Below are 23,414 nucleotides of genomic sequence, written 5' to 3' on the forward strand. Positions count from 1 at the left end.
GTTACGTACTCGCTTGCCCCGCTGTGCCAGGCTTTGCCTTACCTGCTTTGCCTGCCTCCATTGCACCCATCTCGTGCTCTTCTTGGGTTTCCGTTTTCGAAAGCGCTTCTTCAACTTTGTCAGCAATGAAGTTGGCACCTGCAATAACCCCTTGCGGAATTACCTGCGAAGCCCCACGCGCACCATGGATAGCGGTTTCGACGACCCCAAGCGCTGTTTTAGGGTCTTGGGTTCGAGCGCTAGGCCCGCCTGTGAAGTTCTTCAAAGGAACGTTCAATCGCTTCGCAGGATCATCCTTGCCCCCCCCTATCGCCTTGTTCTCCGGCGCTGCCTGGTTATTGGAGAAGAAGGGTTGTAAGGTCAGACCAGATGAGAAATATGATCCTATCGCATGAATCATTTTTTCTCGAACAGGATCAGTGAGTTCCACTGCTGTACCCTTGGCTACGGCCGTACTCATTGCGAGACCTTCGGCCAAGCTGAGTATTCGGCCTGCCAAGTCGTTATATGTAGCCCTTGCGGTGAGATCAAGCGCGGCTTTGGCACCTTTAACAGTAGCGGCCAACGCCGGTTTGAAGTCTTGGTCGTTTCGTTTAAGAACATGAGTGGGGATATTTTCATCGCCGTGTGTTTGTAGGTACTTAGCCACTTCCTGCCCCCCCGCCATTGCCAGGCCGCCTACGGCAGATGCAAGGGCGCGGGCATGAATGCTATCACCGTTTAGTTCAGTGAATTGCTGTAACAAGTCGCGTAACGCGTTGGCCCCACCGAACGCTGTAAAGCCGGTGAAGTCCCCACTCATCGTGCCAAAATTATTGGCATTTTGAGCTCGCTTATAGTCCTCACGCTTCTCCAACTGAGTAGCAATTTGCGCATCTAGATTTGAATTCTTAGCTCGCACGCCGTTAACGGCTACAACTTCAAGCGGCTTAGGGTAGGTTTTGAGAGCGTCTGCTTTAACTGTACTAAGCCCAATGCTTTGATCCATAAGCAGCTGCATAAAAGGCCGAATACCATCGCTAACCAGCTTATGCGCGGCACCTGTCACCGCTGCGGTCGCGAAAACCTGACCAGGCAAACTCGCATCGATACTTTGCATGTGCTGGTCAATAGCTGAACGAGCATAACCGAGGTGCAGTTCAGACGACGCGCCTTGTGGTATACCTTTGGCCAAAAGCAGACCCGTTGAGTTTTTCACCTTTTTACCGATTGATGATCGGTCTTCTTTCAAGGCGTCAACATAATTGGTGCGGCCAATATTGTTAAGGCCTGTTTTCAGTCTGTCGCTCGCCTTTAGTGCATCTCCTAGAGTAGGAATCTCGGAGTCTTTGTTTTTAGCGCTACCTGATAGTGAAAATTCGGTTTTGGCTTTTTCGAGCTTGGCTAATTCTTCCTTCGCAGCACCAAGTTGAAATTCACTTGTTTTGTCGCTATTGATAACACCTTTCGCGTGTGCAATGCGGTTCTCAAAGAACTTTGTTAGTAGGTCAGGTAATTCTTTAGTCGCTTCATTCATGAAGCTGGTGGCATAGCCTTCGAACCCTTGGCGACTTTTTTTGATGACTGCTTGCTGTTCTGGGGAGGCTCCCTCAAGAGCGTTATCATAAAGCGAATGGCAAAATCCAAGGGTGTCGCCCATGCGCGCGACGTGCCTGTCTATAACCCCTTTGAATCCACCGTTTTCTTTAGCCTGCTCACCACTCTTAGCAAGGTAATTAGAGAGGTCTTCGTCTAGCTGCTTTAATTCTTCATGCCCCCCCAGTGCGGGATGAGAAATGCCATGAGATTGAGCCAGCATTTGCTGAACTGCTTTATAGCTCATGCTAGGCATGGCGTTCAATATCTTGCCTTCAAGCACCATATGGGCTTGCGCATAACCTAATGGGTTAGTCTCAGGGCTTATCTTTTGAAGTTTTCTAACTTCTGAGTCCAGCTCTGGCATTGCCCGCTTTAACTCAGGCTGGCTAACATTGAATCCGCCCTGTCTGAAATCATAAGGCACTACGGTTTTGCCAGAAGGCCTGACTTGCGCAGCAAGACCACTGGGGGCTGCACTGATTTGATCGTCCTGCTGTTGGCGCAATACAAGCGCGGAAGTAGAGAGCGCAAGATTGTGACTACTAATGCTTGGATGAGTCATGACGATCTCCTTAACGCAACAAAGCAGCGTTCACGCTGAGTGTGGATTTGGCAGAGTTTGTAGATGACTGAGTTGAGGGGTTATTGCTACTGCGCTCCTGCCCTCCCTCAATGAAGTAGGTTTTGCGCCATGCCAATGCCATATCAGCCATGCCCCCCATCACTGCGAGCAAACGCTCAGCTTGGAGATTCTCCATAATCACATACCCGCACAGCACAACATCCTCACTGCTCGCGTTGTATGACAACGACGGGCTGAATGGATTATTAGCTAGCAAAAGATTGGCCTCTAAGAGACGTTGCAGGATGAGCTCCCTATTGGCTTTGGGGATAGCCCCATAGCTGCAATAAATAACCACCTCACCCTCCCCCGCGCCGGCGTTATGGCGCAGGGTAAAATCTACGTCTTTGACGGACAGGTTTGCTTGCTCATAAAATGAAGAAGGGTTGGAAATCATCGTCAGTTCGCAAAGCTGATCAATCAATTTTGAATAAACGGCAGTAGTCATGATGAGCCTATATTATTATTAGGACGCCGAGACGCATCCAGTGACCTTATGTGTGGCAACCTACGCTATTCAGTTCCAGTGTGCCGCCAATTTGATATCTGCCGAGGGGACGACGTTCGGCGGCTATACTTTTTGAGGGCCCCGGTATGCCCCAGCTCAGACCTGATTGACCCATTTTCTAGGCATTAAAAAACCAAGGCCCCTGGGCCAAGCTGGGAAATGCAATCCCAGCCTAGCCCAAGGGCCTCGGTCGTTTAGCTTCAGTCGCTTGGCCCTTGCCTGAAGACTACCGTGTCAGGCAAGGGCCGGCCGAGCTACTCAGTGGTTGTCATGCTGCAAATACGCGGCCTTTTTCGGCAACCTGAAGCTGAACAGGAAGGCCACGACCATCATCACGGTCACGTACCAGTAGAACGCGTTTTCGTTACCACCGCTTTTCAGGCTCAGGGCTACAAACTCAGCCGAACCGCCGAACACGGCGTTGGCCACGGCGTAGGACAGGCCTACACCCAACGCCCGCACCTGGGGTGGGAACATCTCGGCTTTTACCAGACCACTGATGGAGGTGTAGAAGCTGATGATGGCCAGGGCCAGAGTAATGAGTACAAAGGCAACCACCGGGCTGGTAGTGGTTTTTAGCGTCATCAGGATGGGCATGGTGCAAATGGCACCCAGGCCGCCGAACCACAGCATCGAGTTACGGCGGCCGATACGATCACTCAGCGCACCGAACACCGGCTGCATGCACATAAACAGGAACAACGCGCCTGTCATGACAAAGCTGGCCGTTTCGGCGCTCATCTTGGCGGTGTTCACCAAGTATTTCTGCATGTACGTGGTGAAGGTGTAGAAGATCAGCGAGCCACCGGCGGTGTAACCCAGCACGGTGATGAAGGCCAGACGGTGGTGCTTGAATAGGCTTCTCAGCGTACCGGCGTCTTTGTCTTCACGGGTTTGCGGCTTGAGGGTTTCTTCCAGCGAGCGGCGAAGCATCAGGGCAACAAGCGCGGCCAGTGCACCGATCACGAAGGGAATGCGCCAGCCCCAAGCCGTTAGCTCGGCCTTGGTGAACAGTTGCTGCATGATCACCACCACCAGCACAGCCAGCAACTGGCCACCGATGAGGGTGACGTACTGGAAGGAGGCAAAGAAGCCACGCTGGCCGCTCAGGGCCACTTCGCTCATGTAGGTAGCGGTGGTGCCGTACTCGCCGCCAACCGACAGGCCTTGGAACATACGCGCCAACAGCAGCAGGAATGGCGCCGCCAGGCCAATGCTTTGATAGGTAGGCAGGAAAGCGATGACCAGAGAACCCGCGCACATCATGACCACGGAGATCATCATGGACGTACGACGGCCATAACGGTCGGCAATCCGCCCGAACAGCCAGCCACCCACTGGACGCATCAGGAAGCCCGCGGCGAATACCCCGGCGCTTTGCACCAGCTGCACGGTGTGATCTTCCGACGGAAAGAATGAAGGCGCGAAGTAAAGCGCGAAGAAGGCGTAAATGTAGAAGTCGAACCACTCGACCAGGTTGCCGGAAGATGCGCCGACAATGGCGAAAATGCGCTTGCGCCGCTCTTCACCCGTGTAATGCGTCGTTGTCATTATTATCTCTTCTAGTAGGGTTACGTGCACACACCGTAACATTTTGGGCTACAGGAAATCACTCAAACACTTCATAACGTGCATGAACGGTGCTTGGAAGTCTAAGAAAAAGCCTCCATGGCACTGAACACAGCCGTAAGAAGAGATAAGTGGAACCAAAACGGCAATCTAAACCACTCAGAAGTTTTACTGCGTCTGCGCTAGCCTCTATGAGGGCTAGTTAAAACATTTACCTCTCAGTTCCACCTGGCTTTGATTGACGCTGGCAAGATTACAATGCTATGGAGACAGCTCGCAACCGTTGCCTCTGTATCGAAATAAATTCTGTGATGGGAACACGCTGGCCTTAGTACGTGCGCAGTGTTCAGGCACGGAGAAAGAAACGTTTCAGCGAAGGATATTCCCTTGAATAACGGATGCTTGGAGTAACTGGTGACCAGAACAAGCTCTGGCGTACACTCATTGAAGCGGCTGACTGACCTAACGTGGAGCGACCAACGGCAGTAAAATTCAGATGTGGCCTCGGTAAGACGCTAGCCATGCATACCGCCCCTGCTTTAGCGCAAGCATTTCAGCTGGTACGACCGTACCAGGGCAGAGTACGGCTTGCAATGACAAGCAGCACTTGTTCTAACCCTGGCACCTATCTTTGACTTGTAGGGCCTAGGCTTTGATCAGACCAAGGCCTACTATTCCTTGGATAACAACCTGCTAACTTTCGCTGGATGTACCCAGTTTACAAATAGCGCCCTGTTAGGGCAGAGGCTCAGGGCATATTACAAGCAGGTGCATTATGTGTGACCAATTAACCATAAGCGTATCTTGAAACATCTTATGCGTTAATAACCTTCAAGCAAGGTGTCGTTAAATTTTTACAGGCTGTGCCTTTTTTTGACGAATATAGTGAACAGCGTCAAAGATACTGAAATCCAGACAAAAAAAGGCACCCTATTGGGTGCCTTTTTCTACATGGTGGGTCGTGTAGGATTCGAACCTACGACCAATTGGTTAAAAGCCAACTGCTCTACCAACTGAGCTAACGACCCGGGAAATGGTCGGGGTGAGGGGATTCGAACTCCTGACATCCTGCTCCCAAAGCAGGCGCGCTACCGGACTGCGCTACACCCCGAAGTTGGCTCCGCGACCTGGACTCGAACCAGGGACCCAATGATTAACAGTCATTTGCTCTACCGACTGAGCTATCGCGGAACTACATACAACGGTACAACCTTTTGAATCTACCGAAGGCCGGACCTTCGACTCATGCCCTGCTGCGTATCGCTACGTTCGCTGTGCTGAGGCGCGCCATTCTACACCTTCGTTTTACCCTGTCAACCCCTGTTTTAGCACTAAGATGCTGATTTGCATCTTTTTTCTGCTACCGGCAGAACCGGTGGTACCAAGGGCAACTCAAGCGGGGCGCATGATATATAACATCGACAGCGGCTGCAAGGGGTATGCAGCCGCTGATTCACACTTATTATCCAAATACGATCTCGTCACCTTCTACCTTGGCCTCGATGGAGGTCCCTGGCAGGAAGGCGCCGCTTAGAATCAGCTGTGCTAGCGGGTTTTCTATCCAGCGCTGGATGGCCCGCTTCAACGGCCGCGCGCCATAGACCGGGTCATAGCCCACGGCAATGAGCTTGTCCAAGGCCTCTGAGGATAGCTCCAAAGCCAGGTCGCGTTCTGCCAGGCGGCCACGTAGGCGCCCCAGTTGGATCTGGGTAATGCCCGCGATCTGGTCCCGCGCCAAAGGCTCGAAAATCACCACTTCATCTACCCGGTTGATAAATTCAGGGCGGAAGTGGGACGACAGCGCGTCCATCACCGCGGCTCGCTGAGCGTCACGGTCCCCTACCAGCTCCTGAATACGCGCCGACCCCAAGTTGGAGGTCATTACAATCACCGTATTGCGAAAGTCCACCGTGCGCCCATGGCTATCGGTGAGGCGGCCGTCCTCTAGCACCTGCAACAGGATATTGAACACGTCCGGGTGAGCCTTCTCTACCTCATCAAGCAGCACCACCGAATAGGGCTTGCGACGCACCGCTTCGGTCAGGTACCCGCCTTCCTCATAGCCCACGTAGCCTGGCGGCGCGCCGATCAACCGCGCGACCGAGTGCTTTTCCATGAACTCGGACATGTCGATCCGCACCATGGCCTCTTCGGTGTCGAACAAAAACTCCGCCAGGGCTTTGCACAGCTCGGTTTTACCTACCCCAGTAGGGCCCAGGAACATAAAGGAGCCGCTGGGGCGGTTGGGGTCTGACAAGCCTGCGCGAGAGCGACGCACGGCATTGGAGACCGCCACCACGGCTTCATCCTGGCCGATGACACGCTCGTGCAGCAGGCTTTCCATTTTCAGGAGCTTGTCTCGCTCGCCTTCCAGCATTTTGGACACTGGAATGCCAGTCCATTTGGAGACCACCTCAGCGATCTCTTCTTCGGTGACTTTGCTGCGCAACAGCTGGTTTTCCGATTTACCATGCTGGTCGACCATTTGCAGGCTGCGTTCAAGGTCCGGGATAACCCCGTACTGCAGCTCGGCCATCCGGCTTAAATCGCCGCGCCGACGGGCGGCCTCCAGCTCTTGGCGAGACTGCTCGATCTTCTGCTGAATCTGGGCAGACCCTTGCACCTCGGCTTTTTCCGACACCCATACTTCTTCCAGATCAGCGTATTCGCGCTCCAATCGAGCGATCTCTTCGGTGAGCTTCTCCAAGCGCTTGCGGGCGGCTTCGTCCTCTTCTTTCTTCAAGGCCTGGGATTCGACTTTCAGCTGGATCAACCGCCGCTCCAGGCGGTCCAGTTGCTCGGGCTTTGAGTCAATCTCCATACGAATGCGGCTGGCCGCTTCATCAATCAGGTCGATGGCTTTGTCGGGCAGTTGACGGTCGGTGATGTAGCGGTGGCTGAGCTTGGCTGCGGCGATGATCGCGCCATCGGTGATAGCCACCTTGTGGTGCACCTCATAACGCTCTTTGAGGCCGCGCAGAATGGCAATGGTGTCCTCTTCGGTCGGCTCGTCCACCAGCACCTTCTGGAAACGCCGCTCCAGGGCCGCGTCTTTTTCGATGTACTGGCGGTATTCGTTGAGGGTCGTAGCGCCTACGCAGTGCAGCTCACCCCGGGCCAAGGCCGGCTTGAGCATATTGCCCGCATCCATCGAGCCTTCGCCCTTGCCCGCCCCTACCATGGTGTGCAGTTCGTCGATGAACAGAATCACCTGCCCTTCCTGCTTGGACAGGTCGTTGAGTACTGCCTTGAGGCGCTCCTCAAACTCACCACGGAACTTGGCGCCCGCGATCAGCGAGCCCATGTCCAGGGACAACAAGCGTTTACCCTTAAGGCCGTCGGGCACTTCGCCATTAATGATGCGCTGGGCCAAGCCCTCAGCGATAGCGGTTTTACCCACGCCCGGCTCACCGATCAGGACCGGGTTATTTTTGGTACGGCGTTGCAACACCTGCACCGTGCGGCGGATTTCGTCGTCCCGGCCAATGACCGGGTCCAACTTGCCCTCCTCGGCGTGGCGGGTTAGGTCGACGGTGTACTTTTCCAGCGCCTTGCGGGATTCCTCGGCGTTGGGGTCGTTAACGGCATCGCCGCCGCGCAAGTTATTGATGGCGTTTTCCAAGGCCTTTTTGCTTACACCCTGCCCCAGCAGCAGCTTGCCGACCTTGGTGTTTTCATCCATGGCCGCCAGCAGCACCAGCTCACTGGAAATGAATTGATCGCCCTTCTGTTGGGCCAAGCGGTCAGCCTGATTGAGTAGCCGTGCCATGTCAGGCGACATATTCACGTCGCCGGTGGGGTTCTGGATTTTCGGCAGCCGGTCGAGCTCTTTGGTGAGCTCTTTACGCAGGCTGTTCACGTCGAAGCCCACCTGCATCAACAAGGGCTTGATGGAGCCGCCCTGCTGGTCGATCAACGCCTGCATCAAATGCGCAGGCTCGATGGCAGGGTGGTCCAGCCCAACGGCCAGGGATTGAGAGTCCGACAGCGCCAACTGCAATTTGCTGGTTAAACGGTCTATACGCATGGAGATACCTTCCTGATGGAGGCAGGCCGGAGCGTGATCCAACTCCGTATAGATGAAGAGACAACCTGCCTGGGATACCGCTTAGATGAGGCCGATTGTTCAAGATTCAAGCAGCGGGGGCGTTGATCGGTAGCAAGGCTTGAGGTGATGGCCTGTAGATGGCGTATTGATCCTCACCACACAAGCGCGATTGCCGTAGGAGCCAGCAACGCTGGCGAACAATACGCCATTGGGTGCCTGTGCCGTATGTTCGTTATTCGCTGGCTGGCGCCAGCGCCTACAAAGAAAAGTGGTGCCCGGGTATTGGCGCTTTTCGCTCGTGCCTACACCAACCACACCAGCGATGCCATGCGCCCGGTACGGGCAGCACGGCGGTACGAGAACCAGCGTTCATCCGACACCGTGCACAGGCCGCCGCCGTATACCGCGTTGACGCCAATGGCCGATAGTCGCAGGCGCGCCAAGGCATAGATGTCGGCCATCAGCTTGCCGGGCTGTGCGCCGAGCATGAAGGCTTCGCTGGCGCCGGGGTGGCTGGCGGTGAAGGCTTCTCTGACCTCTTCGCCTACTTCGAAGGCTTGCGGGCCAATGGCAGGCCCCAGCCACACCAATACTTCTTCAGGGGGGCACGCCAAGCTGGCCACGGTGGCCTCTAGCACGCCATTGGCCAGGCCCCGCCAACCCGCGTGCGACGCGGCCACCCGGGTACCGGCGCGGTTGGTAAACAACGCGGGCAGGCAGTCGGCGGTCATCACTGTGCACGCCACCTGGGGCGTAGACGACCAACTGGCATCAGCCTCAACCTGGCTGGCAGGGTTGGCCTCGACCACGCCAATGCCATGCACCTGCCGCAGCCAGGCCGGCTGTATGTTACACAGGGCTGTAAGGCGACGACGGTTCTCAGCCACGGCGGCGGGGTCATCCCCCACATGATCACCCAGGTTGAGGCTGGCGAACGGCCCTTGGCTCACGCCACCGCTGCGGCTACTGACACAGGCGCGCACGTTGGCCGGCGCGGGCCAGTCCGGCAGCAACAGACTGCCGGCCAGCAGGCTCATCCGACGAAGGCCTCGCGATCTTGCTTGAGCAAGGACACCAACCACACGAAATCATCTGGCAGAGGGGATTCCCAGCCGATGCGTTCGCCGGTTTCAGGATGGTCCAGTTCCAGAAAGCGCGCGTGCAGCGCCTGGCGCGGGAAGGTCTTGAGGGCGTCTACCAGACTGGGGCTGGCCGCTGGTGGAATACGGAAGCGGCCGCCATACACCGGGTCCCCTACCAGAGGAAAACCCACGTGCGCCATGTGTACACGGATCTGGTGAGTGCGGCCGGTTTCGAGCTTCACGCGCACATGGGTATGGGAGCGATAGCGGTCCAACACACGGTAATGGCTCACCGCTGGCTTGCCGTTGTCCATTACACCCATACGCTGGCGCTGGGTGCCATGGCGGCCAATGGGGGCGTTGATCTTGCCACCGGCGGTCACCACGCCCACTACTACGCATTCATATATACGGCTGACGCTGCGTTTTTGCAGCTGGCCCACTAGCTGGGTTTGGGCCTGCATGGTTTTGGCGACCACCATCAGACCGGTGGTGTCTTTGTCCAAGCGGTGCACGATGCCGGCGCGGGGCACGTTGACGATATCCGGCACATGGTGGAGCAAGGCATTGAGCAACGTACCGTCGGCATGGCCAGCAGCCGGATGAACCACCAGGCCCGCGGGCTTGTTGATCACCAGAATGTGGTCGTCCTCATAGACGATATCCAGTTCGATATCCTGAGCGACCCATTCGCCTTGAGCTTCTTGCTCGGCTTCCAAGGCCAGCACGGCGCCGCCATGGACGGTATCGCGGGGACGCAGCACGGCGCCATCCACGGTCAGGCGGCCGTCTTTGATCCAGCCAGACAGGCGGGAGCGGGAGAATTCCGCGAACAATTGCGCGGCGACCTGATCGAGGCGTTGGCCTCCCAGGTCAGGGGTGACTTCGGCGGTTAGCCGGATGATCTCGGGCATGCTTGGCTACACAGGAAACAGCGCGGCCGCACAGCCTTTGGTTTCAGCTGCGCGCTTGTGGTTAAATACGGCGTCTTTCGTCCCGGAGGTTCGCGGGGCGCTCATCATAACAGGACGGCCGCGCCCAAGACAGCGGCTGTTAAGGGACGCAAGCCGCCATGCAACTGAAACACCTGCTGCTGATCGCCATTGTCGGCCTTACCGCCGCCTGTTCGTCGAACAAGGAAGTGGTCGACGAAAACCTGAGCGAAGCCGAGCTGTACCAGCAGGCCCAGACCGACCTGGATAACAGCAGTTATACCAGTGCGACGGCCAAGCTGAAGGCGTTGGAATCCCGTTACCCGTTTGGGCGCTATGCCGACCAGGCCCAGTTGGAGCTGATTTACGCCAACTACAAGAATGCCGAGCCCGAGGCCGCCAAGTCGGCTGCCGAGCGCTTTATTCGCCTGCATCCTCAGCACCCTAACGTCGACTACGCTTACTACCTCAAGGGCTTGACCTCCTTCGATCAGGACCGCGGCATCGTCGCCCGCTTCCTGCCGCTGGACATGACCAAGCGCGACCCTGGCGCGGCGCGAGATTCCTACAACGAATTCGCCCAGCTCACCAGCCGCTACCCCAACAGCCGTTACGCCCCCGACGCCAAGCAGCGCATGGTCTACCTGCGCAACCTGCTGGCGGCCTACGAAATTCACGTGGCCCACTACTACATCACCCGCCAGGCTTATGTAGCCGCGGCCAACCGTGGCCGTTACGTGGTGGAAAACTTCCAGGAAACTCCAGCAGTGGGCGATGGCCTGGCCGTGATGGTCGAAAGCTATCAGCACTTGCACCTGGACGACCTGGCCGATACCAGCCTGCAAACCTTGAAATACAACTACCCCGACCACCCCAGCCTCAAAGACGGCCAATTCGTGCCGCTCAGGGAGGAAGCCGATAACCGCTCGTGGCTGTCCAAGGCCACCCTGGGCTTGATCGAAGGCGACGATACACCGCCGCCGCCTAGCGAAAGCCGCGCCAACCAAGAGCTGGCCAAGCAGTACCAGGATGCGAAGGACAACATCCCACGTGAACTGCGCCCAGCGGACGAAGGCGGCAGCGCCGACGAGCCACCGGCCGAAAACGTGGACGCCAAGCCTCATCGCTCCTGGTTCAGCCGTTTGACCTTCGGCCTGTTCGACTGATCCTGGCCCGATGGCCAGGCCTGTAAAGGCTTGGCCATCACTGTCAGCCCCGCTAGCCCTCCCCCATCTCGCTTGGCTACACTGCGCCTTTATTCCCCTGCAGAAGCCCCCGCCATGATTCGCCTGCTCTTCTGGATCGCCCTTATCGCCCTCGCCCTTTGGCTGTGGCGCAAGTTCAAAGCGCCAAAATCCTCCGCTGCGCGCCCCTCGGGCACTACCTTGCCCATGGTCCGCTGCGCGCACTGTGGCATTCACCTACCTAGTGATCGTGCATTGGCTAATGGCGTGAACTGGTATTGCAGCAACGCCCACCTGAAGCTGGGGCCCGCTTCGAGTGACCGCTGAGGCCAGCGCCAGTGGCAAGGCCCAGGCGCGGCGGATGCTGCGCTTGTATCACCTGTACCGGCTGGTCATCGGTATCAGCTTGGTGCTGTTGATTTCCAGTGAGATGGACAACCGTTTACTGGAACTGGCCGACGGGCAATTGTTTCGCATCGGCAGCTGGCTCTACCTGCTATTCAACTTGGTGGTGAGCCTAAGCTTCGGCAACGCACACCGCTCGGCCCGGGTGTTCAGCCTTTCAACGGCCGATATCATTCTGCTGTCCGGTTTGTTTTACGCAGGCGGTGGCATCCCCAGTGGTATCGGCAACCTGATGATCGCCTCGGTAGCGATGAGCAACCTGTTGCTGCGCGGGCGGCTTGGGTTGGTAATCGCCGCTTTGGCGTCCATTGGCATCATTTACCTTACCTTTTACCTAAGTTTTGCCCGCGCCGCTGCCGCCAATGATTACGTTCAGGCAGGCTCTTTGGGCGTGCTGTGCTTTGCCGTGGCCTTGATCGTCCAAGGCTTGAGCCATTTGCTGCGCACCAGCGAAAACCTGGCCGAGCAGCGCGCCAGCGATGTAAACAACCTCGAAGAACTCAACGCGCTTATCCTGCAGCGAATGCGAACCGGCATTCTGGTGCTCGATACCCAGCATCAGGTGCAATTGGCTAATCAGGGCGCGCTAACCCTTTTTGGACGTGCCGCTCTGGCTGGACAGCTGATCAGCACGCTGGCTCCAGACCTGATCGAGCGCCTGCTGCAATGGCGGGTAAACCCCGCGATGCGCGTGAACAGCCTCAAGCTCAAGGCTGACGGCCCACCGGTGCAGGTCAGTTTTATCGCGCTAAGCCGTGGTGCCGGACAGCAAACCCTGGTGTTCCTTGAAGACCTTTCACAAATCGCCCAGCAGGCCCAGCAGCTCAAGCTCGCGGCACTAGGGCGGTTGACGGCAGGTATCGCCCATGAGGTGCGCAACCCTCTAGGCGCGATCAGCCACGCCGGGCAACTACTGCAGGAGTCCGACGCGCTCAACGACTCGGACCGGCGCCTGGTGCAGATCATTCTGGACCAGTCCAAGCGTATGAACCTGGTGATCGAAAACGTCTTGCAGCTCTCCAGACGCCGCCCTGCCTTGCCTCAAATGCTGGATTTGCGCGCCTGGCTGGAAGCCTTCGTCGAAGAATTCCTGGCTACCGCCCCTAGCCATCACCAGCTTCATATACAGATTGCCGAAGGGTTCGCCGACACGCCGATCGAAACCCGAATGGACCCTCACCACCTGACCCAAGTAGTGACCAACCTGGTGCAGAACGGCTTGCGCTATAGTGGGTTGAACCATGTGCAGGCCCAAGTGTGGCTGAAGCTGGGGATAGACCCCACCAGCGGGTTGGCGATCCTGGATGTGATAGACGACGGCCCTGGCGTGCCTTCGGAGAAACTTCAGCACTTGTTCGAGCCTTTTTTCACTACTGAAACCAAGGGCACCGGGCTAGGCCTGTATATTTCCCGGGAGTTGTGCGAAGGCAACCGCGCTCACTTGGATTACCGGCCTGGCAGCCGGGGCGGGAGTTGTATGCGTATTACCTTTGCCCATGCGCGTAGGCAGGCCTGAACATGACACCACGGCAAAAAGTTCTGATCGTCGACGACGAGCCTGATATCCGCGAATTGTTGGAGATCACCCTGGGGCGCATGAAGCTGGAGACCCGGGGGGCTCGCAACGTGAAGGAGGCGCGGGAATGGCTTGGGCGCGAGCCGTTCGACCTGTGCCTTACGGACATGCGCCTGCCCGACGGCACCGGCCTTGAGCTGGTCCAGCATATCCAACAGCGCCACCCCAACCTGCCCGTGGCGATGATCACCGCCTATGGCAACGTGGACACTGCCATCAACGCGCTCAAGGCCGGTGCCTTTGACTTTCTAACCAAGCCAGTGGACCTGCCGCGTTTGCGCGAGCTGGTGGGCACCGCGCTGCGCCTGGGTGCCAAGGGCGCTGAATTGATGTCGGCCGATGACCGGCTAATAGGCGACTCACCGCCCATGCAAGCCCTGCGTAAGCAGATTGGCCGGCTGGCACGCAGCCAGGCGCCTGTATACATCAGCGGTGAATCCGGTACCGGCAAGGAGCTGGTGGCCCGGCAGATTCACGACCAAGGGCCACGTAGCGAACGCCCTTTCGTTCCGGTCAATTGCGGCGCCATCCCTAGCGAGCTGATGGAAAGCGAGTTCTTCGGCCACCGCAAGGGCAGCTTTAGCGGTGCCGTGGAGGATAAACCTGGGCTATTCCAGGCGGCGGATGGGGGCACGTTGTTCCTTGACGAGGTAGCCGACCTGCCCCTGGCCATGCAGGTAAAACTGCTACGGGCCATTCAGGAGAAAGCCATACGCAGCGTGGGCGGCCAGGTAGAGGTAGTGGTGGATGTGCGAGTGTTATGCGCGACCCACAAAGACCTTGCTCAGGAGGTGCAGGCCGGGCGCTTCCGCCAAGACCTGTATTACCGCCTTAATGTGATCGAGCTACGGGTACCTCCGCTGCGCGAGCGCCGAGAGGATATCGACGCCATCGCGCAGTCCGTGCTGGCCCGCCTGGCCGTCACTGGGGCCTCGCCACCGGCCCGCTTGGCGCCCGACGCTCAGGCTACTCTGCGCCAGTACCGCTTTCCCGGCAATGTGCGAGAGTTGGAAAACATGCTGGAGCGGGCCTATACCTTGTGCGAGAACGACGCGATCCACGCCAACGACTTGCGCCTGGCCGACGCGGCCCCTTCCCGTGACGAGGCCGACCACGACTTGGCGCAGGTCGATAACCTTGAGGACTACCTGGAGAACATTGAGCGTACGCTTATCCTTCAGGCCCTTGAGGAAACCCGGTGGAACCGCACTGCCGCCGCCCAGCGGCTGAATATGTCCTTCCGCTCCATGCGCTATCGGTTGAAGAAACTAGGCCTCGAGTAGGTATTCGCCCGTAGGAGCTAGCGCCAGCTTGCGAACGGGGCCGGCCCGTTAGGCTTTTATCGCCCAATAGGCCGCCTTCGCGAGCTGGTGCTCGCTCCTACTCCGCATAGGGCGCATAGGGCGCGGGGTCGACGATGGGCGGGCGTTGCAGCATCAGGTCGGTCAACAGCTGGCACGACGCGGGGGACAGTACCAAGCCATTGCGGTAATGCCCACAATTGAGCCATAGCCCAGGGTGGCTAGGCACGGGGCCGATAAAGGGGATACCCTCGGGTGAACCAGGCCGCAGGCCGGCCCAATGGGCGACGGGTTCAGCGTGCTTCAGGGCTGGCAGCAGGTCTTGGGCCGAAGCGCGCAGGCTAAGCATGGCCTGCTCCGTAGGGGTTTTGTCGAAACCTGCATGCTCAAGGGTGCTGCCTACCAATACATGGCCATCCCGGCGCGGAATGGCGTACCGGGTGCGGGCCAGTACCATGGCAGGTAGAAAATCCTCTTGGCACTTAAACAGGATCATCTGCCCCTTCACCGGCTCCACAGGTAGCGTAAGCCCCAAGGTGGCCAACAATTCACCGCTCCAAGCCCCGGCGGTCAACACCACCTTATCGCCCAGCAGGTCAGCACCTTGGGCACGTACGCCCACCACCCGGCCTTGCTGCTGTACGAAGCCTTCCACGGCGCGCTGTTCGCGTACCTGCACGTTCGGCATTGCCTCCAAGGCTGCGCGTAGGGCCCTGACCAAGCGCGGGTTACGCACATTAGCAACGCCCGCCATATACAAGGCGCTGGTAAAGCCTGGACCGAGTGGGGGTACCTCGCGGTATACCTGATTGATATCGATCTTTGCCAATGGACGTCGATTTTGCTGGGCCCACGCCAGCGCGTTGGTTTCATCCTCCAGGTCCAGCCAGTGAAGGCCGGTTACGTGCACCTCCGGGTCTACCCCGGTAAGGCCGAACAAGCGGTCGCCCAGCTGTGGGTAAAAGCTCTGAGACCAATGGGCCAGGGCCGTCACCGCAGGGCTGTAGCGCCAAGGGTAGAGAGGAGACACGATTCCACCCCCGGCCCAAGAAGCTTCCCTGCCCGCCTGCTGGCGATCCATTAAGGTGATACGACAGCCTTCGGTGGCGAGATTGAGGGCGGTGAGCAGGCCAATAACGCCTGCCCCTACGACGATAATGTGTTCGGGGTTGCTCATTGAGGACTCAGTAAAAAAAAGCTTAACGGCCCCAGCAGAAGGCGTTAGTCGTGCCGGCAGGTAAGGCAGAATTACCACGCTCACCTGTTTCCTTAATCCAGAAGCTGCCGCACACATCATTAGCCATCATGGTGTTATTCACCGGGGTTGCGGTCATAACGAAAGAGGTGTCTTTCAAGTCCACCTTTATGTTGTACCAGGCATTCCCCGCTGGCGGCGTGTACGCCGGAAGTACGCCCTCTCTAGGCGTATATTGCCCCGCTCGGGAGTACCACCGCTCAAGGTTTTGCGCCGCCTCCACCAATAACTGGGCGACCTCGGCCCTATGGCTTTTGCGCACGTAGTTCATATAGCTGGGGTAGGCAATCGCAGCCAATATACCCACCACCGCCACCACGATCATCAGCTCGATCAGGGTAAAGCCTTTGGTCGTCCTTCTCATACCCACTCCTACTGTATTTGCCGCCACATGATCCGACGTCCTCCTCCGCTGCCGCCAAGCTCTTTGATGCTGGTTACGGCTGCGTTAGACGTGTTGATCACCTTGGTATCCGGTGTCGATGAGGAACCAGAACTATCGCTTACCACGGAGTTGAGGGTGGGAATACCATTGGCGAAGCTCATGCCAGCAGACACCTCATCATCGCTGTTGACCAAGCCGTCGCCGTTGGTATCGATCACTGGGTAAGTCAGCATGTTGCCGGTGATACCGTCCAATTCGATCAACCGCCCGAAGCCCTGGCTGGCGCAGGGGTCTGAAGTATCGACACCGGCGGTGGTAAAAACGATCCGCCCACGGGTGTAGGTGGCCTGATTGATCACCCGCTCGCCAACCATGGTGTTGTTGTACGAGAGCGGCAAGTACCAACCTTTCTTGGTGGTGTAATCCACAGTGTTTTGAGACACCGTGAGGTAGGAACCACCTGTGCCACTGAATGTGCTGGTAATGGCTTGAGGCTGCAGATTGGTAACTGTGAAATTCCCCGCGCCGCCAGCAGCATCCCAAATGCCGTAGAAGCCTTGGGTAGCGGTTGAGGTTTTATCCACTGTTTCTAGGAATTTACCCGTGCCCACGTACACCATGTAACCACTGGTAGGGTTGGGGGCTATCAGGGGTTGAGCGGTGATGGGTTGGCTGGTGCCGCCAGGGGCTGTAAACAGTGGTTTGCCTGAAAACGCGAGGCCCCAGCTGGACGTAGAAGCGCCGCTCAGGTCGAACTTCCATAGGCGGCCCTTGAGGTCCCCGCCATAGGCAGCCTGCACTACGTTGGCGGCATTGACTACCAACTTGACCGACGATAAACCGTTGTCCGTTTCCGTAGGGTCTACCACTATTTTTTTGATCAGTGCGCCCGTGGCCACGTTGACGATATACAAGGCCGCCACACCTGTATTGCTACCGTAGCCATTGCTGATAAAGGCTGCCCAAGTGCCGTCCGGCAGCCTTGCCACATCGGGCTTGGCATAGGCATAGCCCAAGTCATTGAACGCATTTACCGGGTTAGGGCTATCCGGCGCGCGTATTTCCCATAAAGCACTTAGGCTATCTGTATTGGTATCGAACAGCTGAAGGGCATAAAACGCCTTGGCCGCGCCGCCTGTACCGCCAAAGGCAATGGTTTTCCAGGCGGTCCCGATTTGGGCATCGAATACTGACAACTGACCGTCGTTGAGAAACTTGTGAGATACCCCGTCTACATAGGTAGGGTCTTCCACCAGGTATAAATTAGACAGCGTGGTAGAGGGTAAGTAAGCAAAGCGGCGCTGGCCCGTGGTGGCATTGATAACGTTAGTAAGGCCATCGTTAGCGTTGACCAACAGGCTATTGGTCATCTTGCTGGCCTTGATGCTCAAGTAGTTACTGTATGACGTATCCCCCGTCAGGTCGGCAGCGGTTTGGGTGTTGCCAGAAGCAAACACGACCGGAGAGTCGATCACATCGCCCAATAGCCTGGTGCGTACCTTCAGGCCCGCAGGTGCAGCCCCTTTGGTCCACTCGATCAAGTCAGCACCTTTAAGATTGGCACCAGTACTGCTACGGGTACTCAGGCTCTTCAAGCTGGCATCAATCACGCTACGTTGATCCGCCGAAAAACTGTCGTACATCAAGGGGATAGCTTTATTGGTAGAGGTGTTCCAGGACTGGAAAGTACCTGCGGTGTTTCCTGCGGCCATGGTAGTGTTGGTGGTCCAGGTAGGCGTGCCAGTGGTGTTAAGCGAGCCGTCACTACCGAACGCATAAGCCCGGATGGTGCCGCTCCAGTCCGTGGGGTCGTACAGGCTTTGGTAATAGAAGTTGGCGTTGTAACTGGTAGAGGACGTGGTAGTACCCCCGCCACCAGAACCGGCCTTGGAGCTGATTTCATTCAATGCCTGAGACAAGGCGGTAGTCAGTGTGGCACTGTCGCTGGCTTGGTAGTACTTGCCGCGGCCGTAATTGGCGGCGTCTGAGAGCATCTGGTTAGCAGCGGTGAAACCTACGGTGTAAGTAAGCAGGTTCTGTTTTGGAAAATCTGTGGCGTCCCAGCTTTTTTTCGCATTATCGCTGGGGTCACTGCCGGTGCGCATATCGATGTCATAAGCGAACTTGGCAATGTCATCTAGGTACAGGGTATCGCCTTCGCCATCTCCGGCTTGATCATCGCCGTCATTTTTTGAGTTTTCATCCCAGTTCGGTAGCGTGGGCGTGTCTTTAGTTACTGCAGGCTCGCTGTCGCTAGTGAAGGTTCTATCGTAGGTCGGTAGCCCATCAGTAATAACCACCCCAAAATTCCGCTGGCAGCGGTACTGAATAGGGCTAGAGTAAGAAATGCCAGAGTTGTAAGCTGAGGAAAGCCCTCGAAAGTAACGCGTGATTTCATAATAGGTTTCAGCAAGCGGTGTATTGGAGACAGCATCGAGACTACCGATAGCTGACAATAACGCCTTATAGTTTGAATTGGCTGTCGCCGCTGTCGTATTGGAGGTTGCCTGTAGGTCCGAAATCGCACGCACAATATACCCACCGTTACCCGGCGCCCTGCTCGTCGCCACGTTGAACGTAGCAAGACCAATGCGTAAGCTCCGGTTGGCGGTTACCAAGGTTGAAGACACAGTGCGCGCTACGTTGATGCGATAGTCAGTGGGAATGCTTCCATCCGTGTAGTCCTTGTAGGTTGTAGAGGTCGACAGCAATCCAATTAAATAAGATAAATAACGCACAGAATAACGCGTATTTCCATTACCCACGGGATCAGGCAAACTTAGGCAAACCCGATCACCTCTATTGTTACCTTTAACACGATAGAACGCATACCCTCGCTCACAGCCTTCCGACACAAGACTTCCTAAGAAGAAGTTTTCGTTATCCATAGCGGGGACAGCAACATCACTACAGCTTTTATTGGCGCACGGATAAAGCTGAGGCTGAGGAATAGACTGATCGAAGCCCTGAGCCCGAATGAGGTTGTTCATACTCCCAGAGTCATCCACCAACAGCATTACGTTGGGGGTAACAGCGGCAGAGCTAAGCAAGGGTGCAGTGGTTGGTGTAAAGGCCGCATAGGCCGAGCCAGACACATACAACCCCAGCAATACACCCACCATTAGCGCGCGCAAGCCACGCAACCGCCTATTAATATTTGGCATAAATACTCTCCAGCACGGTGCGGGCGTTGCCTACGATGCCGACGCCGGTAATGCGGTAAAGGGTCGCGGATTGGCCTTTGATCCAGACCGCCCCAGTCGTGGCGCCAATGCGCTGTATGGCGTACAGGCTATTGTTATCTTCACCTGCCTTGACCCATGTGACATTGCCGTTATTGCCAGGGCCAAATACCTTAGAGGTATCTGGGGGGGCGCAAGCCGCCGTATTGGCGCACAACGGCGTGGTATAGGCAGGCGCCGCTACAATCCCTTCACCCACCCGCAACGCAGCCTCCGCCAGCTGGAACGACTGGTTGCGAAACTGCACGCTGGAGCTCATTTTTTCCTGCAGGGTGGCGTTTTGCATGGAGCCCAACCCCAGCAGGGTCAGCAACAACAAAAACACCAATGCTACGATCAAGGCCATACCGCGCTGAGTAGGGGGCGACGCGAAACCTGGGCTCATTGATCGCCTCCTTTACTGCAGCCGATTACGCAGGGCCGCGACTACGGAATACTGCTGGTCCCTTACCCTGTTGTTAGGGTCTGTCATCGTAAGGGTCAGCCGTATCGTACGGATCATTTCCATCTGCGCGACAGTGGGCACGGCCACATAGCTGGCCACCGAAGCGCCAGTGGCGTCGGCCGCGATACCGAACAACACGTCGAACTTGCCCACATTACTGATCAAGGGCTGCTGGGCGTTCGGAGGCCCAGTGAAGATAGTGTTATCCCGGAAGCTATAGAACACTTGCCGCGCCAGGAAAGCTAACTGCCCGGGCGTAGCCACTATCGCAGCCGGCGCGGCGCCGTTATAGGCCGTGGCGTTGGTCACGCAATCCGATACCACCGTCCAAGTGGGCGTGGTACCTGCACTGCCCACGTCGGCGGTGACCAGCATCAAGGTATTGCCCTTGGCGGCGTCCACTGTCCAGGTAATGGGCTTGCCTTGGGCCGTCGTGAACAACTGCGGATCATTAGCCGGTGGCGTAATGGTCGACAGGCAGCCGAACATGCCGGTCATGCGGATTTCCTGGCTCATACGGGTGAGCAAGTAGCGGGCGTCCTCCTGCATGGCCGAGGCGGCATTCTGAGTCAGGTAAGTGTTCTTGGCTGAAATAAACGCCTGGGTTACGCCTAGTACAATAATCAGGCCCAGCGCCAAGGAGACCATCAGTTCGATCAAGCTGAGGCCGCGCTCGCGACTATTCATGGCGCGGCACCTGCTTTAGCGGCAGGAGGCGCGGCTACCCGGCTGGTCAGCACAAAGGTTTGCAAAACAGGCCCGGTGGGAGCGTTGTTATCGGCCGTAAACATGTTACCGGCGCGGCTGTCATCCCACATGATGGAAACCGTATACACGGAATCTTTTACCCTGATGAAGGCTTGGCCCTGGGGCCCGCACATGGCCATAACATTGTTTCTGAAGTCGGCCAGGTCTTGAATCCGCGGGTCTGTCAGGCTGCCAGCTCTGGGCGCCGAGCTGAGGTTGGGCAACTCATAGTTGGCCCCGCTGTTTGCCCGAATGCGGTCCATCATATCGTAGGCAATAAAGCTGGCCTGGGTACGCAAATTAGAGCTGCCGGTGTATTTGAGCGCGTTGAGCTGAAGCGCCGCGGCCCCTAGCAGGGCCAGGGTCATAACCAGTAGCGCGATCAGCACTTCGATAAGGGAGATCCCGGCCTGGTGCTTCATGTGCAGTTGCCCCCCTGCACAATCCGGCCATTGACGCAGACCCGCAGGGCTCGCCCTTCGCTGCCGTTGATATAGGTAAGCAGCACCGCCTCGGCTGGCACGGCCAAGGCGCCCAGGCTGTTGAATTCGATATAGTCCGGTTTGGTCGTCCCCGCGCCAACGGTCAGGGTCGCATTGCCGCCCAGGGCGCCAACTGTTCGCAGCGGCGGCTCCCCAGCGGGTTTAGCGGTGGTAATGGCAGCTACCACCAATGTACCGCGCCATACACCGGGCGATTCGGGCGTAACCCGCACCCGCGTGCCCTTGTCGATCGCCTCCAGGCGCGCATACCCCAATGCCCGGCTGACCTCGGCCATGTCCGCATCTGCCCGGTTACGGGCGATAAGGCCTGAAAACGCGGGCACCAGCATGGTGACAGCGATCACCAGCACCGCGATGGTGATCAGCAGTTCGATGAGGGTAAATCCCTTGATACCTTGACGCATTGCAGCCTCCACCTCGACGCGCCGACTATAAACCAGCCCCAGCGTCGGACTTCTGGGCAAAGCATATACCGTTATTTCAGCAGAGCCAGCGCATTGGATGCGTGCCCCTCGGAAAAATTATCAAGGATGATTTCATGCCCCTCACTGCTAAAACCGCCCAAGGCGTTACCCTGTTGGACATACTGGTCGCCACTGCCGTACTTGCCATACTGGCTCACCTGGCTGCACCGGCATTTAGTGGCCTGGTTGTCGAGCAACGCAGGCTAACGTTCGCCAACGAACTGGCCAGCGGCCTGCGCACCGCACGCCTGGAAGCCATCGAACGCAACCGCAGGGTGATCCTGCAGCCTCTGGATGCGAACTGGACTAACGGCTGGCGCATGGTAGTGGACGAGAGCAGCCGCGGTTTGCAAGACCCTGACAACCCAGTGCTACACATACGCGCCAGCGATGGCCGGGTGCCGGTAAGCGCCTCCCGCAACCTACAAGACCATATCGGCTTTGACCCCTTGGGCGTACCTCGCCTCACTAACCAAGGCGCCTTGGCTGGTACCTTTCATTTGTGCGAAGAAGGGGACAGCGGCCACCGTCGGGTGGTGGTGGCCCGTACCGGGCGAGTGCGGGTAACCCGAGAAGGGGCGCCCACAGACTTATGCCCGCTTAGCTAAGGGTTTTGACCCGTAGCTCCTTGGGCATGGAGAAGGTGATGTTCTCTGCACGCCCCGCCAGTTCATCGGCCCCGGTAGCACCCCAGGCCTGAAGTTGCTGGATAACCCCGCGCACTAGCACTTCAGGTGCGGAAGCGCCAGCGGTGATGCCTACCTGCCCTACCCCTTCGAACCAGCTCTGGCGCAGGTCTTGCGCGCCATCGATCAGGTACGCCGGGGTTTGCAAGCGCTCGGCCAATTCACGCAAACGGTTGGAGTTGGAGCTGTTAGGGCTACCGACCACCAGTACCAGGTCGCATTCGCTGGCCAATTGCTTGACCGCGTCCTGGCGGTTCTGCGTGGCGTAGCAGATGTCATCCTTACGGGGGCCGCCAATGTTCGGGAAACGCGCTCGCAAGGCGTCGATCACGCGACCGGTATCGTCCATGGACAAGGTGGTTTGGGTCACGAAGGCCAGGTTATCTGGGTTTCGCACTTGCAGGCTGGCCACGTCGGCTTCGTCTTCCACCAGGTAAATGGCGCCGCCACTGCGAGTGTCGTACTGGCCCATGGTGCCTTCGACCTCAGGGTGCCCCTGGTGGCCGATCAGGATGGTTTCCCGAGCGTCACGACTATAGCGGGCTACTTCGATATGCACCTTGGTCACCAGAGGGCAGGTCGCATCAAACACTTTCAAACCACGACCAGCGGCTTCCTGGCGCACGGCCTGGGATACGCCATGGGCACTGAAGATCACGATCACGTCGTCCGGCACTTGGTCCAGCTCTTCGACGAAAATAGCGCCGCGCTCGCGCAGGTCCGCCACCACGAACTTATTATGAACCACCTCATGGCGCACATAGATCGGCGGCCCGAACACTTCCAGGGCACGGTTGACGATCTCGATGGCTCGGTCCACGCCCGCGCAGAAACCGCGGGGGTTGGCGAGTTTGATGTGCATGCTAGGCTCCACGGCGCTGC

Annotated in this window: 19 protein-coding genes and 3 tRNA genes; 5 read left to right on the forward strand and 17 right to left on the reverse strand. The window is 57.6% G+C overall.

Going from position 1 to position 23,414, the window contains the following annotated elements; all coding sequences use genetic code 11:
* Position 1 precedes the first annotated feature (1 nt).
* The 9 genes from ACWKV4_RS01240 to rluD all read right to left on the reverse strand — a co-directional run bounded on the left by ACWKV4_RS01240 (position 2) and on the right by rluD (position 10,321).
* Complete coding sequence (locus ACWKV4_RS01240; protein WP_483830310.1) at positions 2 to 2,140, reverse strand: type III effector; 2,139 nt, start codon at positions 2,138 to 2,140, stop codon at positions 2 to 4.
* Positions 2,141 to 2,150: 10 nt separating this feature from the next.
* Entirely contained in the window at positions 2,151 to 2,648 is a 498-nt protein-coding gene (locus tag ACWKV4_RS01245; protein ID WP_483830311.1) for a CesT family type III secretion system chaperone, read from the reverse strand.
* A gap of 318 nt (positions 2,649 to 2,966) precedes the next feature.
* Positions 2,967 to 4,259 (reverse strand): MFS family transporter, encoded by a 1,293-nt coding sequence (locus tag ACWKV4_RS01250; RefSeq protein ID WP_483830312.1) that lies wholly within the window; start codon positions 4,257 to 4,259, stop codon positions 2,967 to 2,969.
* Between the two features lie 970 nt (positions 4,260 to 5,229).
* Positions 5,230 to 5,305, reverse strand: a tRNA-Lys gene (locus ACWKV4_RS01255).
* A 6-nt stretch (positions 5,306 to 5,311) separates the two neighbouring features.
* Positions 5,312 to 5,388 (reverse strand) — tRNA-Pro (locus tag ACWKV4_RS01260).
* Between the two features lie 4 nt (positions 5,389 to 5,392).
* Positions 5,393 to 5,468 (reverse strand) — tRNA-Asn (locus ACWKV4_RS01265).
* Positions 5,469 to 5,739: 271 nt separating this feature from the next.
* A complete protein-coding gene (gene clpB, locus ACWKV4_RS01270) occupies positions 5,740 to 8,304 on the reverse strand; it encodes an ATP-dependent chaperone ClpB (protein WP_483830313.1) in 2,565 nt (854 codons plus the stop codon).
* A 323-nt stretch (positions 8,305 to 8,627) separates the two neighbouring features.
* Positions 8,628 to 9,362: a peptidoglycan editing factor PgeF gene (gene pgeF, locus ACWKV4_RS01275; RefSeq protein WP_483830314.1), complete on the reverse strand. Its 735-nt coding sequence runs from the start codon at positions 9,360 to 9,362 to the stop codon at positions 8,628 to 8,630.
* Positions 9,359 to 10,321: a 23S rRNA pseudouridine(1911/1915/1917) synthase RluD gene (gene rluD, locus ACWKV4_RS01280; RefSeq protein WP_483830315.1), complete on the reverse strand. Its 963-nt coding sequence runs from the start codon at positions 10,319 to 10,321 to the stop codon at positions 9,359 to 9,361. The genes pgeF and rluD overlap by 4 nt, the downstream gene beginning before the upstream one ends.
* A gap of 158 nt (positions 10,322 to 10,479) precedes the next feature.
* Between rluD and bamD the strand changes: the two genes are divergently transcribed.
* The 4 genes from bamD to ACWKV4_RS01300 all read left to right on the forward strand — a co-directional run bounded on the left by bamD (position 10,480) and on the right by ACWKV4_RS01300 (position 14,787).
* The gene (bamD, locus tag ACWKV4_RS01285; RefSeq protein ID WP_483830316.1) at positions 10,480 to 11,505 is read left to right on the forward strand and encodes an outer membrane protein assembly factor BamD; all 1,026 of its coding nucleotides are present in this window, start codon (positions 10,480 to 10,482) and stop codon (positions 11,503 to 11,505) included.
* A gap of 114 nt (positions 11,506 to 11,619) precedes the next feature.
* Positions 11,620 to 11,850 carry a PP0621 family protein gene (locus ACWKV4_RS01290; RefSeq protein ID WP_483830317.1) on the forward strand — a complete coding sequence of 77 codons (231 nt, stop codon included), beginning with the start codon at positions 11,620 to 11,622 and terminating at the stop codon, positions 11,848 to 11,850.
* Positions 11,840 to 13,444, forward strand: a complete 1,605-nt coding sequence (locus ACWKV4_RS01295; protein WP_483830318.1) for a two-component system sensor histidine kinase NtrB — start codon at positions 11,840 to 11,842, stop codon at positions 13,442 to 13,444. Before ACWKV4_RS01290 ends, ACWKV4_RS01295 begins: the two co-directional genes overlap by 11 nt.
* Positions 13,445 to 13,446: 2 nt before the next feature.
* Positions 13,447 to 14,787 carry a sigma-54-dependent transcriptional regulator gene (locus ACWKV4_RS01300; protein WP_483830319.1) on the forward strand — a complete coding sequence of 447 codons (1,341 nt, stop codon included), beginning with the start codon at positions 13,447 to 13,449 and terminating at the stop codon, positions 14,785 to 14,787.
* Between the two features lie 97 nt (positions 14,788 to 14,884).
* Here ACWKV4_RS01300 and thiO read toward each other — a convergent pair whose 3' ends face one another.
* From thiO to ACWKV4_RS01335, 7 genes are read right to left on the reverse strand one after another with little or no spacing between them, the layout of a single operon-like run.
* Positions 14,885 to 15,982 (reverse strand): glycine oxidase ThiO, encoded by a 1,098-nt coding sequence (gene thiO, locus ACWKV4_RS01305; RefSeq protein WP_483830320.1) that lies wholly within the window; start codon positions 15,980 to 15,982, stop codon positions 14,885 to 14,887.
* 22 nt (positions 15,983 to 16,004) lie between these two features.
* Positions 16,005 to 16,424, reverse strand: a complete 420-nt coding sequence (locus ACWKV4_RS01310; protein WP_483830321.1) for a type IV pilin protein — start codon at positions 16,422 to 16,424, stop codon at positions 16,005 to 16,007.
* Between the two features lie 8 nt (positions 16,425 to 16,432).
* Complete coding sequence (locus tag ACWKV4_RS01315) at positions 16,433 to 19,609, reverse strand: pilus assembly protein (RefSeq protein ID WP_483830322.1); 3,177 nt, start codon at positions 19,607 to 19,609, stop codon at positions 16,433 to 16,435.
* A complete protein-coding gene (locus ACWKV4_RS01320; RefSeq protein WP_483830323.1) occupies positions 19,596 to 20,072 on the reverse strand; it encodes a pilus assembly PilX family protein in 477 nt (158 codons plus the stop codon). Before ACWKV4_RS01320 ends, ACWKV4_RS01315 begins: the two co-directional genes overlap by 14 nt.
* A 12-nt stretch (positions 20,073 to 20,084) precedes the next feature.
* Complete coding sequence (locus ACWKV4_RS01325) at positions 20,085 to 20,819, reverse strand: PilW family protein (protein WP_483830324.1); 735 nt, start codon at positions 20,817 to 20,819, stop codon at positions 20,085 to 20,087.
* Positions 20,816 to 21,301 carry a type IV pilus modification protein PilV gene (gene pilV / locus ACWKV4_RS01330; RefSeq protein ID WP_483830325.1) on the reverse strand — a complete coding sequence of 162 codons (486 nt, stop codon included), beginning with the start codon at positions 21,299 to 21,301 and terminating at the stop codon, positions 20,816 to 20,818. Before pilV ends, ACWKV4_RS01325 begins: the two co-directional genes overlap by 4 nt.
* Positions 21,298 to 21,786: a GspH/FimT family pseudopilin gene (locus tag ACWKV4_RS01335; protein WP_483830326.1), complete on the reverse strand. Its 489-nt coding sequence runs from the start codon at positions 21,784 to 21,786 to the stop codon at positions 21,298 to 21,300. The genes pilV and ACWKV4_RS01335 overlap by 4 nt, the downstream gene beginning before the upstream one ends.
* Positions 21,787 to 21,920: 134 nt before the next feature.
* On the opposite strand from ACWKV4_RS01335, the gene ACWKV4_RS01340 reads away from it, so the two are divergent.
* On the forward strand, positions 21,921 to 22,454 hold the full coding sequence (locus ACWKV4_RS01340; protein WP_483830327.1) for a GspH/FimT family pseudopilin: 534 nt from the start codon (positions 21,921 to 21,923) through the stop codon (positions 22,452 to 22,454).
* Here the strand turns inward: ACWKV4_RS01340 and ispH are convergent.
* A complete protein-coding gene (gene ispH / locus ACWKV4_RS01345) occupies positions 22,447 to 23,394 on the reverse strand; it encodes a 4-hydroxy-3-methylbut-2-enyl diphosphate reductase (protein WP_483830328.1) in 948 nt (315 codons plus the stop codon). The two genes, ACWKV4_RS01340 and ispH, sit on opposite strands and share 8 nt — an antisense overlap.
* Between the last annotated feature and the right edge of the window lie 20 nt (positions 23,395 to 23,414).

The sequence above is a fragment of the Pseudomonas artemisiae genome (genome assembly GCF_057128685.1).